Here is a 14878-nt window from a genome sequence, read left to right on the forward strand (position 1 = left end):
TTATTATGGGAATCTTCGGCAGAAATACTGATATAGTTTTAGCATTTGGATTGATCCTAATGCTGGGCTTAATGCTGATACCGCTTCCTCCTGGATTTCTTGATTTCTTTTTAGCACTAAGTATAACAGTATCAGTTTTAATTTTTGTTGTGTCATTATTTATTCAATCACCGCTCGACATATCTGTATTTCCGGGATTGCTTTTAATTTCTACACTTTTCAGATTATCACTTAACATTAGCTCAACAAGATTGATTTTAATTGATGGATATGCCGGCAAAGTGATTGAGACTTTCGGACAGTTTGTAGTAAGCGGCAATTATGTGGTAGGATTTATAGTTTTTATTATCCTGCTCATTGTTCAGTTTATGGTTATCGTAAAAGGTTCGGGGCGTATTTCTGAGGTTGCCGCCAGATTTACTCTTGATGCAATGCCAGGTAAGCAAATGGCAATTGATGCTGACCTTAACACCGGGTTGATAACAGAAGCAGAAGCAAGAAAACGCAGAGATAATATTTCAAGAGAAGCTGAATTTTATGGTGCAATGGATGGTGCTGGTAAGTTTGTTAAAGGCGATGCAATTGCAGGATTGATAATAAACGTTATAAATATTGTTGGTGGTTTTATTATTGGAATAGGACAGCGTGGTTTAGAGCTAACAGATGCACTACAACAGTACACAATTCTTACAATTGGTGATGGATTAGTTTCGCAGGTTCCGGCACTATTGATTTCTACGGCAGCAGGTATGGTAGTTACAAGAAGCGCTGCAGGTACTCCGCTTGATACACAAATAAAATCCCAATTACTTACAAATCCCCGTGTGCTTGGTATTGTTGCTACAACAGTTGTAATTTTTTCATTGCTTCCCGGAATGCCGACTATTCCTTTTATAATGATTGGAGTTACTCTCGGTGTTACTTCGTTTATAAAAAATAAACAGAAAGCAAGCGAAGCAACAATAATTGAAGATGAAATTTCAAGTTCTGAAAAAGGTGAAGAAGTAGTTGAACAGTATTTGCAAGTAGATCCTATTGAGATTGAAATTGGCTATGGTCTTATTAGTCTTGTTGATGAATCGCAGGGTGGAAATTTATTTAACAAAATATCTACAACAAGAAAATTTATTGCACTTGAATTTGGTGTTTTGATTCCGCCCGTAAGAGTAAGAGATAACTTACAGCTTTCGCCAAATGAATATATTATAAAAATAAAAGGAAACATTGCCTCAACTTTCGAGATACATCCAGATAGATTTCTTGCTATGAATCCTGGTGAAATTGAAGATAAGATCGATGGAATACCGACTAAAGACCCCGCCTTCGGATTGCAAAGTTTTTGGGTAACACGTGAAGAAAAAGACAGGGCAGAATTGTTAGGATTTACTGTTGTTGATGCAATATCAGTTCTTTCAACACATTTACAGGAGACACTGAAAGAAAACTTTGATAAAATATTAAGCAGACAGGCTGTTAAACAACTTCTTGAGAATCTTAAAAAAGATTATCCTGCAGTTATTGAAGATATATCCGCTGATGTTCTTCCGCTTGGAACAATACAAAAAGTACTGCAGAATTTATTGAAAGAATTAATACCGATTAAAGACCTTGTTCAGATAATTGAAGCGTTGATTGATTACTCAAAAGTTACAAAAAACATCGATGTGTTAACTGAGTATGTGCGGCACTCACTTAACAATACAATAGCAAATCTTTTTAAAGATGGAAACGGAATTATCCATGCTGCAGCTATAAGTGAAAAACTTGAGGCATATATAACAGCATCTTTTCAGAACCAAAAGGATGCAGTACAAACACTTGGATTAAATCCGGTTATGCTGTCAGACCTTAAGAATAAAATGCAGATGATTGTAAGTAAATTTGATTCACTCGGCTATAAACCAATCTTTATTACATCTGCTACTATTCGCCCGTATTTTTACAGACTTATTAATTCATCGTTTCCGACCGTTGCAGTATTATCTTATACAGAACTACCTTCACAAATTGAAATAGAATTTATTGATAACCTGGAGCTGACAAATGCATATTAAAAAATACAAAGCATCATCGCTTAAAGAAGCAACTCAATTAATGAAAGATGAACTTGGAACCGAAGCGTTGATTCTGGGAACACGAATCGTTCATGATGAAAATGATAAGAGATTGAAACTTTATGAAATAACTGCCGGTTATGACAAGTTTGAAGTTGCGGCTGAAACAAAAGAAAAAGCAGCAAAACAAAATCTATCTAAAGATATTTCCTTTGCTGATGAAATGAAGAAAATGACCGAGCATATTTATCAGCAGAACAAAGCACAGAAAAACAAATCACAGGAAGCCAAAGTAAGCAGTGCTTATAATGCAACAGATAAAATACAGGCGAATGAAAGAAAAACAGAAAACGATACTCAATCGGATAGCAGGCTGAAAGAGATTGTTAAGAATCTTACTGAAAAAGAAATTCATAAAGCTGTTGTTGTGTCAATAATGGATCAGTTAAAAAAGTATAAAAGCTTTTTAACAAAGGATAATCTTGAAAACTATGTTCAGACTTGTCTCAGTTCGTTAATACTTACCAAAACTTTAGACCTGAATATTAAGAAACAACATAAAGTTGTTGCGCTTGTTGGTCCTACCGGAGTCGGAAAAACAACAACCATTGCCAAGCTTGCATTGATAGCTAAAATAATTCACAAGCTTGACGTCGGCTTAATTTCTATTGATACATACAGACTTGGTGCTGTTGATCAGCTTAAAAGCTTTGCAGACGTAAGTCATACAGATTTTTTAGTTGCATATCAGGCTTCTGAAATGCCAGCATTGATGAAGAAGTTCGCAAAAAAGGATATTGTATTTATTGATACTGTAGGTCGTAATCAGAAAAATGAAGCACAGTTAAAATCAAATCTTGATTTTCTTTCTTCGGTAAAAGTTGATGAAACATTTCTTGTTTTGTCTGCTACCAGTTCAACAAGAAACCTTGTAGAAATTGCAAAAAAATTCAAGCTGTTTAATTACAGCTCATTTATATTCAGTAAGATAGATGAAGCTGTTGTTCATGGTAACATTATCAATCTTGTAACCAAGACCGCAACTCCTGTATCGTTTTTAACAAACGGTCAAACAATCCCGGATGATATTATCTCGGCTGATAAAGATTATCTTGCAAATTTAATTTATACAGGTCAAGTGAGATCGTGACCGGACAGTTAGACAGAATAATTGAACTTGAAAAGCTATATAATAAAAATCATAAAAGTTCTTCGTTAAAAAAGATTGCTATAGCATCAGGTAAAGGCGGAACAGGCAAGACTTTTTTTGCTGCTAATTTTGCCTATCAACTTTCTTTATCAAAAAAAGTATTGCTGATTGATCTGGATTTTAAACTTGCCAACATTCATCTGCTTTTCAATTTACATCCGCAAAAAAATCTTGCAGAATATTTTGAGTCAAAGAAATTATTTGAAGATGTTATCACTAAGTATAATTCAAATCTACATCTGGTTTTGGGTGATACAGGCTTTTCTGAAAAATCATCCCCCTCAGCTTCGCAGATTTATAAAATGCTTGAAGACATTGAAAAACTTTCGGATAAATACGAGTTTATTTTGTTTGATCTTGGTGCGGGAATCAGTAATGAAAATATTTATCTGCTGCAGCAATCGGATATTAAAATAATAGTTGCCACACCTGAGCCAACAGCTTTGATGGATGCTTATATGGTGATAAAGCAGCTTATCAGCAGCTCAGCAAAAGAAAATATATTAGTAACAATTAATAGAGTTGTTGAACCGAACGAAGCAGATCAAGCTTTCGATAATCTAAGAACGGCTGTCAATCATTTCCTGAAAGCGCGAATAGAATTTCTGGTTAGTATCCCCGAATCAGCGCAGATTCGAAAATCAATAATCGAACAAAATCTGTATTCAGCAAATCAGAAAACAGATAGGGTTATTAAGTCGTTTATCTCTGCAGACCACAAGATTAGCAAAATTAATCAAGTGTTTAATATTAACCATCCTTCTTTTGAACCGACATTATAAAGCATAAAAAACAGCTTCTATTCTCAATTATTAAACTTTTATTAAAGCGTCAGTAGTGGTACAGGGTTTGCCTAAATCACAGCAAAGGTGAATGAATGAATAAAATACTTATACAATTCGGATTACTTGTCTTTTGTTTTGCACTGATATTTTTCAGTCAAAGAGGTATGCCGCTGCAGGATGTTGTTCTAAAATCTTTTATTGTTTTTGTAGCATTTACAATTGTTCTTTCTGTAGTGGCTCTGTTTGTATTAAAAATGGTAAACAAAAACGAGACTCTAACAACAGTAGATTCAAAAAAAAGTGAGTAAAGAATAATGAATAACAACGCTGAACTCTGGTCTAAATACAAAAAGAATCCTACTCCGATTTTAAAAAAGCAAATCATTATGAATTATGTAAATCTTGTTCATTATGTAATTCATCATTCAAAATTTGCTTTAAATAATATTCTGGATGAGCGCGATTACTTTCAATACGGTATTGAAGGATTGAATGAAGCGATTGACAGATTTGATCCTGACTACGGGACTAAATTTGAAACCTATGCAATACAGAGAATCCGCGGAAAAATAATTGATGAGCTTAGGAAACTGCAAAGTAAATATAAAAACGATTCTAGTGAATCATCAATTGAATCATTTTATACAAATGTATCTTTAACCAAATCCCCTGATGATGAAGATGGTTATACACTTGGTGAGATTATCTCAAATGAAGAGGAATCAGTATCAACAACAGTGGAAAAAAACGAAATGAAAGAATTTTTAATGAATGCGATTAAGGAACTGAATGAAAGAGACAGACTGCTGCTTAGTTTATACTATTTTGAAAATCTTAACTACAAAGAAATTGCAGAGCTGTTGAAAATTACAGTGTCAAGAGTTTCACAAATCCACTCAAGAATAGTTAAAGAATTAAAATCCAAGCTTCTGGTATTAAATGATTAATCAATACGAGAATATTGAAGTGTTAAAGGAGAGAAGTAAAAGGCTTCTTTCGGGGATAAGAAATCTACCTTCAGCTCCGTTTATTATGGTAGAAGTTTCAAAGATGCTGGATAGCCCACGAACCGGTGCTTCAGATCTTGGAAGACTTATCAGCAAAGACCAGGCAATGGTTGCAAAGATTCTAAGTGTTGCCAACTCTCCGCTCTACGGGCTGCCAAGAAGAGTTTCAACAATTGAGTTTGCAATAGTAATTCTTGGTTTTGATCATATAAAGAATATCGTCATAGCTCTCTCTATGATGGAAGCATTTAAAAGCAAAGAAGATAAGAGCTGGAACAGAAGAAATTTCTGGCTTCATTCATTAATTACTGCAAGTGCTGCAAAAAGAATTGCTGATGATCTTGGTTATAGAAAATCAGGCGAAGCTTTTACTTGCGGGCTGCTTCACGATTTAGGCATATCAGTTATACAAAGATATTTTTATGATAGCTTTAAGCAGATAGTATCACTTGTTAATGAGCAGCAAATAAGGTTTATCAATGCTGAGGTTAAAATACTCGGTATTTCACATCAGGAAATCGGACAGTATCTGATCGAAAAGTGGAACCTTCCTTCATCACTTGGCAACGCAATCCTTTATCATCATAATCCATCTGAATGTGAAAATGAAAAAGAGATGGCAGCAATAGTACATCTAGCTGATTATATGACACAAAGATTTATGATGGGTGAACTAAGTTGGGATGAGAATTATGAATTAGACCTGGAAATTATAGATATTCTTAATCTTGGTGATCGGGATTATTTAGAAAGTTTTATTCAAAGTTATGAACAATTATTCCGTGTTCAGATAGAATCAATTAAATTCTAATGAGGAGAAAATGTTAACCGAAATTCAAGACATACAGACGAAACGAGAGAGGACAGAAAAAGTACTTTCCAGTGTTGTAAACCTTCCGGTTGTTCCAAAGATAATGTTTGAAACAATTAAACTCTTGGACAATAAATACACAACTGCCGGCGAGTTAAATAAAGTAATTTCAAAAGATCAGGCTTTACTTACCAAGATATTAACTATTGCAAATTCCCCGCTTTATGGGCTTCAGAGAAAAGTTACGACAATAGAGTATGCAATTTTGGTTTTGGGCTATCGTGAGCTAAGAAATATTATTTCAGCTCTTTCTGTTGCTGAGGCATTCCGAAATAAAACTGATAAGTATCTCAACTCTAAAGAATTTATGCTGCACTCATATTTAACCGGTACTGCTTCAAAGAAACTTGCTTCAGATATTGGATATAATAATTCCGGCGAAGCTTTTATTGCCGGGTTCCTGCACGATATTGGGCTATCTGTTATGCACAGGTATTTGCATTCAAGTTACATCAGTATAACTGAGTTAGTTGAAACTAAGGGGGTTCCTTTCAGAGATGCAGAATTAGATGTTTTAGGCATGACACATGATCAGATAGGATATTTCTTATTGGATAAATGGAACTTTCCGAAAGAAATTTCTGAACCGGTTTTAACTCATCATAATCCTCCTGAGTCAAACTCTGTGCTTGGTGCCATTGTTAATCTTGCAGATTATATTACCAACAGATTAAAACTTACAAACGCACCCTGGGATGACGATGTTAAACTGGCGCAGTTTACAGCTCGAAAATTTAGTCTTGAACGGGAGATTGATGTAGCAGTTTTTATAGATGGATATAAGGATATTTTCTGGAGTCAAATTGAATTTGTAAGGTTTTTAAGTTGAAATTATTGAAAGAAAATAAGCGGGAGTATCAGCCGTTTCTAAGCTCAGTTGAACAGCTTGAAAAATCATCTAACGGTCAATACAAAATAAAAGTTAAAGCCAATCTGCCGCTTTCTAAAGAACAAATATCTGTTCTTTCAGGTGGAAATCTGAAAATTGACTTGTTATCTTTTGCACAAAAAATCAATTCACTTGGTAATTCCCAGTTGGTTGTTGATGCTTTTAAATCGGAAGCAAAAAAACTTTCTTTTTTTGGGATCACAGAAATATTTTCAATTGATGATAAAACAAACGAGTGCATTCCTCTTAGTGATAAAGCCGATCAGAAACTTTACTTTTATGTTAAGAACTTTTTAAAGAATGGAATACTTGACTGGATAGCTGAATCCAGAAATCCAAAATTTCTTCCCTGGGATGTTGATGCAAAAGCTGCACAATCCGGCTTAAATTGTTTGGTTGTTCCAATATTCAGTAACAGCAGATTTGCCGGTGTTCTGACTGCATTAACTAATCTTAAATATTTAAGCGAAGATTCATTTGAGTACAGAACATTGCTTACTATTCTTAATCTGACTTATGCCAAGCATGAATTTCTTAAGTTAAAAGATGAACTGAATAAAACTTATTCTGAATATCAGATTCTGCAATCCAAATTGTTTAATGATTTTAAGTTTACAGCAATCGGCGAACTGACAAGTAAAAGTATTGAAGAAATCGGATCACCGTTACAGGTGATTTTAAGTTACACTGATCTGATCCAGAAAGAATATCCGGATCTGGATTCAGAAGCAGCCGAGTTTATTAAAAGCAAAGTGCACACAATAAAAGAAATTCTTGATAGACTTGGGAACTTTATTAACAACAGTGATAATAGACCAAAACTGTATGCTTGTTCAATCAATACTGCAATCAGTGAGTTTTACAAAGTTATCGAACATAGTTTAAAAGCAGATTCTTATGAGTGTGTTCTTGATCTTGAAGAAAGTATTCCATCTATACTTAGCAATTATAACATCCTTAAACAAATACTTATTAATGCTTTCAGCCTGATAAATCCATTACGAGGAACCGGTGGCGGAATGATTGTTCAAAGCAGGTATAGCAATGAAACTATTATTGTTAAAATGCTTTTTACTGATACTATTGATGAATTATCTAATGAAGAAAAAGAATTTGGACTAAACATCCTTAAACATCTTATGAATAAACACGAAGGTGATTTTAGAATTAATAATGATAAAAACTCAGGAACAAGCCTGATCTTTTCGTTTCCGCTTAAAAGAAAAATGAGAGAATAAAATGCTTGATATTTATTTTATTATAAAAATTGTTTTAGCTGCACTCGGGCTGTCAGTTGCCGGGATGTTCTTGTTAAGAAGAATCAGCTCTGATAAAACAAATGGGCAATCCCTTAAACACAATATATCATTGATAAGAAAAGAAAAACTATTGATTCATACTGACAAAAAGCTTGAAAAGAAAAGACAGCGCTTGTTAAAGAAAAGCAGATCGTTTAGAAATAAAAGTCAGAGTGATTTGATAAATAAATCAAAGAAACTTGGTATATCAACAGGTGAGATGATTCTGGCTTCAAAAATTCAGATGAGTCTGGATTAGTAAAGGAGAAAAAAAGATGATAAAAGGAATTTACCAATCTGCACGCAGCCTGTTGGCAGCTAATAAAAATATGGAAAGAATTTCCGGCAATCTGGCAAATCTTAATACTGTTGGTTTTAAACGCGAAGGTTTATTTACTGAAATACTTAAATCTGCAGGACAATCCGAGGTTAGAAGTTCTGTTGATACTTCTCAGGGAGATATTTATGAAACTTCCAACCCGCTTGATTTTGCAATATCAGGCGAAGGTATGTTTACTGTAAGAACTGCAAATGGTTATGAGTTTACACGTAAAGGTAATTTCAAAATTTCTGACGACGGATTTCTTGTTGAGGAAAACGGTAATCCGGTGATGGGAAGAGATGGAGATATAAATTTACTGGAATATCTCAACGGTCAGCAAACTGATATTAAAGTTTCGGCAAAAGGAGAGCTTAGTGTTAATAATGTTCATGTTGCAGATCTGCTGATTGTAAAAATTGATGATTATGAAAAAAGAAAAATGGGATTAAACTTTAGCTCAACACAGGATATAAAAGATTTTGCATTAGAGAATGAGTTTTCGGTAAGGCAGGGATATTTAGAAGAATCAAATGTTAACCCGATGATTGAACTTGAAAACATGATAAGTATCTCGAAGGATTATGAAACAGCTTATAAGATGGTAACCTATCTGGATAGCTCACTTGAAAAAACAAACGACCTTGGTAAAATTTAAAAGATGAAACAGAGGATAACATGAGTAATAGAGCCTTAAGAACAGCAGCCTCAGGTATGTATGCACAACAGCTTAATGTTGAAGTCATATCGAACAATATGGCAAATATGAATACAACAGCATTTAAGAAAAACAGAGCTGAGTTTCAGGATTTAATGTATCAGGAAGTAGTTATTAATACGGTTAATTCAACAACACCTGGCGATCGCAATTCAGGAACAGGAGTAATTCAGGTTGGTAATGGAGTAAAACCTGCATCAACACAAAAATCTTTTTTGCAGGGCGATATTACTGCAACCAGTAATCCGCTTGATGTTGCTATACAGGGTGAAGGGTTTTTTCAGGTTAGAAAAGTTGACGGAACTATTCTTTACACCCGTGACGGCTCATTCAAGTTGAATGCAGAAGGGAACCTTGTTACTGCCGGCGGATATTTGCTTGATCCTGAAATTTCATTGGATGAATCATCTGTCGGTGTAATTATAGGCAGAGATGGAACTGTTGAGCTTCAGCAATCAGATGGAAATAGATTTCCCGTTGGAAATATTCAGCTCGTTAGATTTTTAAACCCCGGCGGATTACTTGCACTTGGCGATAATCTTTATGGAGAAACTCCGGAGAGCGGCAGACCAATCCTTGGAAACCCTGGCTTTGATGATTTTGGAGAATTACATCAGGGATATCTTGAAGCATCAAACGTTGATATAGTTGAAGAGATGGTCTCAATGATAACTGCACAGCGGGCTTACGAACTTAACAGCAAAACAGTTAAAACTGTAGAAGATATGATGACAATGGCTAATAATCTAAAAAGATAGGTGGTGGTATGAAGTTTCTGTTTTTCATATTGTTTTGTATGTCAGCTTTTTCTCAAACTTTTGAGAATGAAGTTAGAAATCACTTAATGATGAGCTTCCCGCAATATGAAAATATTGAAGTGTATTTAAGTAAAATCTCTTCATCAGATGAAAAAATAATAATTGATAAAACACGCCCGGTTAGCCTGAGCAGAGGAATTGCTCTTATTCCAATAATTGCTGCCAAGGGATTGAAAACAGGTAAATCAGTTTTTTCCGTTAAAATTAAATTAATGCAAAAAGTATTTATTGCAGCAGATGATCTTGAAAAACACAAAGCTCTTTCGAAGCAGACTTTAGTTGAAAAAACTATCGATATAACAAATATAAACGGCACTCCTGTAAGTACAGATGCTGTAATAGATCAATACCGGACAAAATCCTTTGTTCAAAAAGGTGAAATATTATTTGATGAAAGAATTGAGAAAATCCCCTTGATTAGTATAGGTGATAAAGTTGATGCAGAAGTAAGAGCAGGCAATGTTACTGTTAGAACTGAAGCTGTTGCCAGACAAAACGGTGGCAACGGAGATCTGATTGAAATTGTTTCATCAGGAAATAAAATTATTAAAGCAAGAATTATAGATGCAAACAAAGTGATAGTAGAGTAAAGTTATGAAAAAAATATTTTTAGTATTAATGCTTACCACTGTGGTTTCATATTCGCAAAATATGAGACAAAATTCTTTTTATTCGCTGTTCTCTGATCAGAAAGCTGCTTATGTAGGCGATGCAATCACAATAATTGTTGTGGAGTCGTCGCTTGCAACTAATAAAGCAAAGACAACAAGCGGTAAGGAAAGCGACCTGAGTTTCGATTTAGGTGGTAAAGTATTAAAAAATGATGTGCCGGAAATAAATGTTGGTATTAACTCCGGTAATAAATTCAGCGGAGCAGGTTCAACAGAAGCATCAGGGGTTATTCAGACTAAAATCAGTGCAACGATAGATTCTGTTTTGAACAATGGAAATCTTGTTATCCGCGGCAGCAAAAAAATTGTTATTAATGGCGAAGAGCAATTGATTAACATAAAAGGTATTGTAAGAACTTCGGATGTTAGAGCAGATAACTCAGTATTATCCTACAATATTTCTGATTCTGAAATAACTTTTGAGGGAAGCGGATTGATTGATGACGCTCAATCACCGGGATGGTTGACAAAATTTTTACATTGGATCTTTTAAGGTGATTTATGAAGCATCTTAATAATTTTATAATAATAGTTTTACTTTTTAGCAGTTTAGGTTATCCGCAAAGAATAAAAGATATTGCTACAATTTCCGGAGATAATCAGGAACAGGTAATCGGATATGGTCTTGTAGTTGGATTAGCTGGAACAGGCGACAGCTATCGCACCCAGTTTACAATGCAGTCAATTACTAGTATGCTTAAAAGATTTGGAATCACCGTTCCGCAGACAGATGTAAAAACAAGAAACGTTGCAGCAGTAATGGTTACTGCAAATCTTAATTCTAATTATAAACCCGGTGCTAAGTTTGATGTAACGGTTTCATCAATGGGAGATGCAACAAGTCTTTTAGGCGGTACTTTACTAATGACTCCTCTTTCCGGAATAAGCGGCGAAGTTTATGCTTTTGCTCAGGGTCCTTTATCAATTGGCGGATTTGATTATAGAACATCCACCGGAAACAGAGTTGCAAAAAATCATTCTTTAGCCGGAAGAGTGCCGCAAGGTGGAATACTGAAAAATACCCTTAATGCTCCTTTAACTACAAATAAGATTGTCAGCATCTATTTACGAATGCCTGATATAACAACTTCAAATAACGTTGCACAATCTATAAACGCTGTATTCGGTGATTCTGCTGCAATTCCAATTGATGCTTCAGAAATACGAGTTAATGTTCCTAACAACAGACAAAATAACTATATAGGATTTCTTGCCGAGCTTGAAGCTTTAACAGTGCAAACTGATTATATTGCTAAAGTTGTACTAAATGAACGTACCGGTACTGTTGTAGCCGGAACAAATGTTCAGATCAAACCAGTTTCAATCACTCACGGTAGTTTAAATATCACAATAGAAAACTATCCGATTGTTTCACAGCCGGGTCCATTTTCAAGCGGAACAACTGCAGTTGTAAACAACTTAGTGCCTTATGCAGTACAGGATTCAACAAATACAATTGCAATTTCCGGCGCATCAAATGTTCAGGAAGTTGCCAGCGCACTTAATTCATTAAAAGTATCGCCAAAAGAAATAATAGCGATATTTCAGGCTTTGAAAGAAGCAGGAGCTTTAATTGCAGAATTAGTTATAATATAAAATGAATGAGATTGGATTAAAAATAACTAACGCACAAAAGCATATTCAGGTTACACCTGATTCAAGAAATTATTCTGTCTCAGAAAAACAAAGACTTGCTGAAGTTTCAAAGCAATTTGAAAGTCTGCTTACTACAATGATGCTTAAGAGTATGAACCAGACGACTGGAAATGGATTGTTTGGTGAAAATAGTTTTGGTGGTGATTTTTTTGATTCGATCTTTCAATTTGAGATTGCAAATCAAATGTCTAAAGGAACAGGACTTGGAGTTGCCGAACAAATATACAGGCGTTTGACCGGTGAAGGTTTTTCACCAGAGATTTCAAATCCGAAATTAAATCCGGTAGAAAAACTTTCTAAAGTTGAGGTTCAACAAAACACTCAGGATATAGGTCCTGTAAAACCATCAATTCAGTCTCTTAACAGGCTAAGCAAATACGATGAAATTATTAACTATGCTTCCGAAATGTATGGTGTTGATAAAAATATTATTAAATCGGTTATACTGGCAGAATCTTCTGCCAAAGAAAATGCAGTTTCATCAGCAAATGCAAAAGGGTTGATGCAGATAATTGACTCAACTGCCAAATATTTGGGTATTAACAATGTTTTTGACCCAAAAGAAAATATTATGGGTGGAGCTAAATATTTGTCCGAACTTCTTCGAAGATATGATGGAGACCTGAAGTTTGCTTTAGCAGGATACAATGCTGGTCCCGGTAATGTGGACAAATACAATGGAATTCCGCCTTTTAGTGAAACTCAAATTTATGTAAAACGGGTTATTGGTTATATTAAAAATTTTGAGGAGAACTCAAATGTATAATGATCAGATTTTAAAACTGAACAATGAGCAAATTGAAAATCTTGATAATTTATTGTCTGTGCTTAAAAATTTGCAGACAGCAATTGTACAAAATGATCTTGAGAAAATTGAATCTACAATTGAACAGGAAGAGAAAGTTTTAAACCGAATTAAACTTTGTGAAGAAAAAAGATTTGATACTCTTAAAACTTTATTAAATCATTATGGAATTAAAGCAGAAAAAACAGAAGCACTTGATGAACTTGCAAAGGTGATTTTAACAAGTGACCCTGAAGCGTATCAGGAATTTAGTCAGATGCGGTCAAATCTTCTAGAAAAAGTGAAGGAAGTTTTATTAATAAATCAGCAGAATGAAATTATTATTAATAATTCTCGAAAGTTCATACGCGATCTGATAAAAAGTGTTCTTGGAAGCAGGAAAGAAAATTTTTTTGATAGAAAAATTTAGAGCTTAAAATGGCACTAACTAAAATATTTGACATATCATCACGAAGTCTTGCTGTTTACAGACGTGCGCTGGAAGTTACTTCGCATAATATTGTAAATGCAGCTAATGAAAATTACTCAAGACAAAGAATTATTCTCGAAACGGAAATTTCCAATCTGACTGCTGGAGTTGTATGGGGCAATGGAGTTAAAGTTGCTGATGTTCAGAGAATGCGTGATAAATTGGTTGATGCTCATATTATAAGTACTAATCAAAAATATTCGGATAGCAGCAGACAGAATGATTTAATCAGACAAGTAGAAGATCTTTTTTCTGAACCCTCTGATCTGGGTTTATCTAATCTTATGACTACTTTCTTCAGCAGCTTTAATGAACTTGCAGTTTCACCAAACTCATTGCCTTTAAGAACTAATGTGCTAAATGCGGCTACTAATCTTTCAGCCAAGGTAACATCTATAAATCACTCAGTAACAAGTTTAAAAGGTGATATCAAACAGGAGTTTCAGCAAAAAGTAAATCAAGTTAATACCCTTTTAAACCAGATTCATCAGATTAATTACGAACAGTTTTCCAATGCATACAATGGTGTTCCGGTTAATGACCTGTTAGACCGGCGGGATGCCTTGGTTGATCAATTAAGCAAACTTGTAAACATTACAGTTGTTTATGATAATACCAATTCAGCAGTTATATCAATCGGAGGGGCACTTGCTGTTGATAGAATGCACTCTGCAGAATTTATTGCTGAAGAAAATAACGGTAAGTTAAATCTTAGAGTTAAAGATGGAAGCTATCCTGTTGTTCTTACAGGAGGTGAACTGAATGCATTATCAAATGTGTATTCAAAAAAGATTCCTGCTTATCAGCAAAAGCTGGATTCCGTTATCAATAAACTTGTTGAAGCAGTTAATGCTGAACACATTCAGGGCTACACAATAAGTGATCCGCAGAAAACCGGACTCAATTTCTTTGATGGTTATACGAATGGAGAATTGGTTGTAAATTCAGAAATAGTTAATGATCCAAATAAAATAGCAATTTCTTTGGATGGAACAGAAGGAAATGGTGAAATTGCTTTACGAATTGCGCAGCTAAACGATGTAAAACTTTTGAATGGAAACACTCTGCAGGAAGCATATTCTGCATTAATAAATAATATCGGTAATGATGGTATGCTTCAGAATAATTATGCTGATGCAAACCAGGTTGTTCTTGATGAATTGGCTCAGCTTAAAGCGTCTCAGTCTGGTGTATCAGTTGATGAAGAAATGACAAATGTGCTTAAGTTTCAGCGAACCTATGAAGCATCTGCAAAATTAATTATGATCGCAGATGATATGCTTAAAACAATTCTGGAGATGGTATAAA

Annotated in this window: 17 protein-coding genes; all 17 read left to right on the forward strand. The window is 34.5% G+C overall.

Annotated elements, in window-relative coordinates; all coding sequences use genetic code 11:
• Nucleotides 1–5: 5 nt before the first annotated feature.
• The 17 genes from flhA (at nucleotide 6) to flgK (ending at nucleotide 14877) form a co-directional block, all read left to right on the forward strand.
• Nucleotides 6–2054: a flagellar biosynthesis protein FlhA gene (gene flhA, locus ROY99_05430; GenBank protein MDT3695815.1), complete on the forward strand. Its 2049-nt coding sequence runs from the start codon at nucleotides 6–8 to the stop codon at nucleotides 2052–2054.
• Nucleotides 2044–3204, forward strand: a complete 1161-nt coding sequence (gene flhF / locus ROY99_05435) for a flagellar biosynthesis protein FlhF (GenBank protein ID MDT3695816.1) — start codon at nucleotides 2044–2046, stop codon at nucleotides 3202–3204. The genes flhA and flhF overlap by 11 nt, the downstream gene beginning before the upstream one ends.
• Nucleotides 3201–4046, forward strand: a complete 846-nt coding sequence (locus tag ROY99_05440; GenBank protein MDT3695817.1) for an AAA family ATPase — start codon at nucleotides 3201–3203, stop codon at nucleotides 4044–4046. Before flhF ends, ROY99_05440 begins: the two co-directional genes overlap by 4 nt.
• Before the next feature lie 95 nt (nucleotides 4047–4141).
• A complete protein-coding gene (locus ROY99_05445) occupies nucleotides 4142–4357 on the forward strand; it encodes a hypothetical protein (protein ID MDT3695818.1) in 216 nt (71 codons plus the stop codon).
• A gap of 6 nt (nucleotides 4358–4363) precedes the next feature.
• A complete protein-coding gene (locus ROY99_05450) occupies nucleotides 4364–4996 on the forward strand; it encodes a sigma-70 family RNA polymerase sigma factor (GenBank protein ID MDT3695819.1) in 633 nt (210 codons plus the stop codon).
• Nucleotides 4989–5867 (forward strand): HDOD domain-containing protein, encoded by an 879-nt coding sequence (locus ROY99_05455; GenBank protein MDT3695820.1) that lies wholly within the window; start codon nucleotides 4989–4991, stop codon nucleotides 5865–5867. The genes ROY99_05450 and ROY99_05455 overlap by 8 nt, the downstream gene beginning before the upstream one ends.
• A 10-nt stretch (nucleotides 5868–5877) precedes the next feature.
• The gene (locus ROY99_05460) at nucleotides 5878–6756 is read left to right on the forward strand and encodes an HDOD domain-containing protein (protein ID MDT3695821.1); all 879 of its coding nucleotides are present in this window, start codon (nucleotides 5878–5880) and stop codon (nucleotides 6754–6756) included.
• Nucleotides 6753–8054 carry a HAMP domain-containing sensor histidine kinase gene (locus tag ROY99_05465; GenBank protein MDT3695822.1) on the forward strand — a complete coding sequence of 434 codons (1302 nt, stop codon included), beginning with the start codon at nucleotides 6753–6755 and terminating at the stop codon, nucleotides 8052–8054. Before ROY99_05460 ends, ROY99_05465 begins: the two co-directional genes overlap by 4 nt.
• A 1-nt stretch (nucleotide 8055) precedes the next feature.
• Entirely contained in the window at nucleotides 8056–8373 is a 318-nt protein-coding gene (locus tag ROY99_05470) for a hypothetical protein (GenBank protein ID MDT3695823.1), read from the forward strand.
• A 16-nt stretch (nucleotides 8374–8389) separates the two neighbouring features.
• Nucleotides 8390–9091 carry a flagellar hook basal-body protein gene (locus ROY99_05475; protein ID MDT3695824.1) on the forward strand — a complete coding sequence of 234 codons (702 nt, stop codon included), beginning with the start codon at nucleotides 8390–8392 and terminating at the stop codon, nucleotides 9089–9091.
• Nucleotides 9092–9111: 20 nt separating this feature from the next.
• Nucleotides 9112–9909: a flagellar basal-body rod protein FlgG gene (gene flgG, locus ROY99_05480; GenBank protein ID MDT3695825.1), complete on the forward strand. Its 798-nt coding sequence runs from the start codon at nucleotides 9112–9114 to the stop codon at nucleotides 9907–9909.
• Nucleotides 9910–9917: 8 nt separating this feature from the next.
• Nucleotides 9918–10559 (forward strand): flagellar basal body P-ring formation chaperone FlgA, encoded by a 642-nt coding sequence (gene flgA, locus ROY99_05485; protein ID MDT3695826.1) that lies wholly within the window; start codon nucleotides 9918–9920, stop codon nucleotides 10557–10559.
• A 4-nt stretch (nucleotides 10560–10563) separates the two neighbouring features.
• Nucleotides 10564–11133: a flagellar basal body L-ring protein FlgH gene (locus ROY99_05490; protein ID MDT3695827.1), complete on the forward strand. Its 570-nt coding sequence runs from the start codon at nucleotides 10564–10566 to the stop codon at nucleotides 11131–11133.
• A gap of 8 nt (nucleotides 11134–11141) precedes the next feature.
• Complete coding sequence (locus ROY99_05495) at nucleotides 11142–12236, forward strand: flagellar basal body P-ring protein FlgI (GenBank protein ID MDT3695828.1); 1095 nt, start codon at nucleotides 11142–11144, stop codon at nucleotides 12234–12236.
• A gap of 1 nt (nucleotide 12237) precedes the next feature.
• Complete coding sequence (locus tag ROY99_05500) at nucleotides 12238–13062, forward strand: transglycosylase SLT domain-containing protein (GenBank protein ID MDT3695829.1); 825 nt, start codon at nucleotides 12238–12240, stop codon at nucleotides 13060–13062.
• Nucleotides 13055–13510 (forward strand): flagellar export chaperone FlgN, encoded by a 456-nt coding sequence (flgN, locus tag ROY99_05505; protein ID MDT3695830.1) that lies wholly within the window; start codon nucleotides 13055–13057, stop codon nucleotides 13508–13510. The genes ROY99_05500 and flgN overlap by 8 nt, the downstream gene beginning before the upstream one ends.
• An 8-nt stretch (nucleotides 13511–13518) precedes the next feature.
• Nucleotides 13519–14877, forward strand: coding sequence for a flagellar hook-associated protein FlgK (gene flgK, locus ROY99_05510; protein ID MDT3695831.1), 1359 nt, complete (start codon nucleotides 13519–13521; stop codon nucleotides 14875–14877).
• Nucleotide 14878: the final 1 nt, after the last annotated feature.

The organism is Ignavibacterium sp. (assembly GCA_032027145.1).
Lineage (GTDB): Bacteria > Bacteroidota > Ignavibacteria > Ignavibacteriales > Ignavibacteriaceae > IGN3.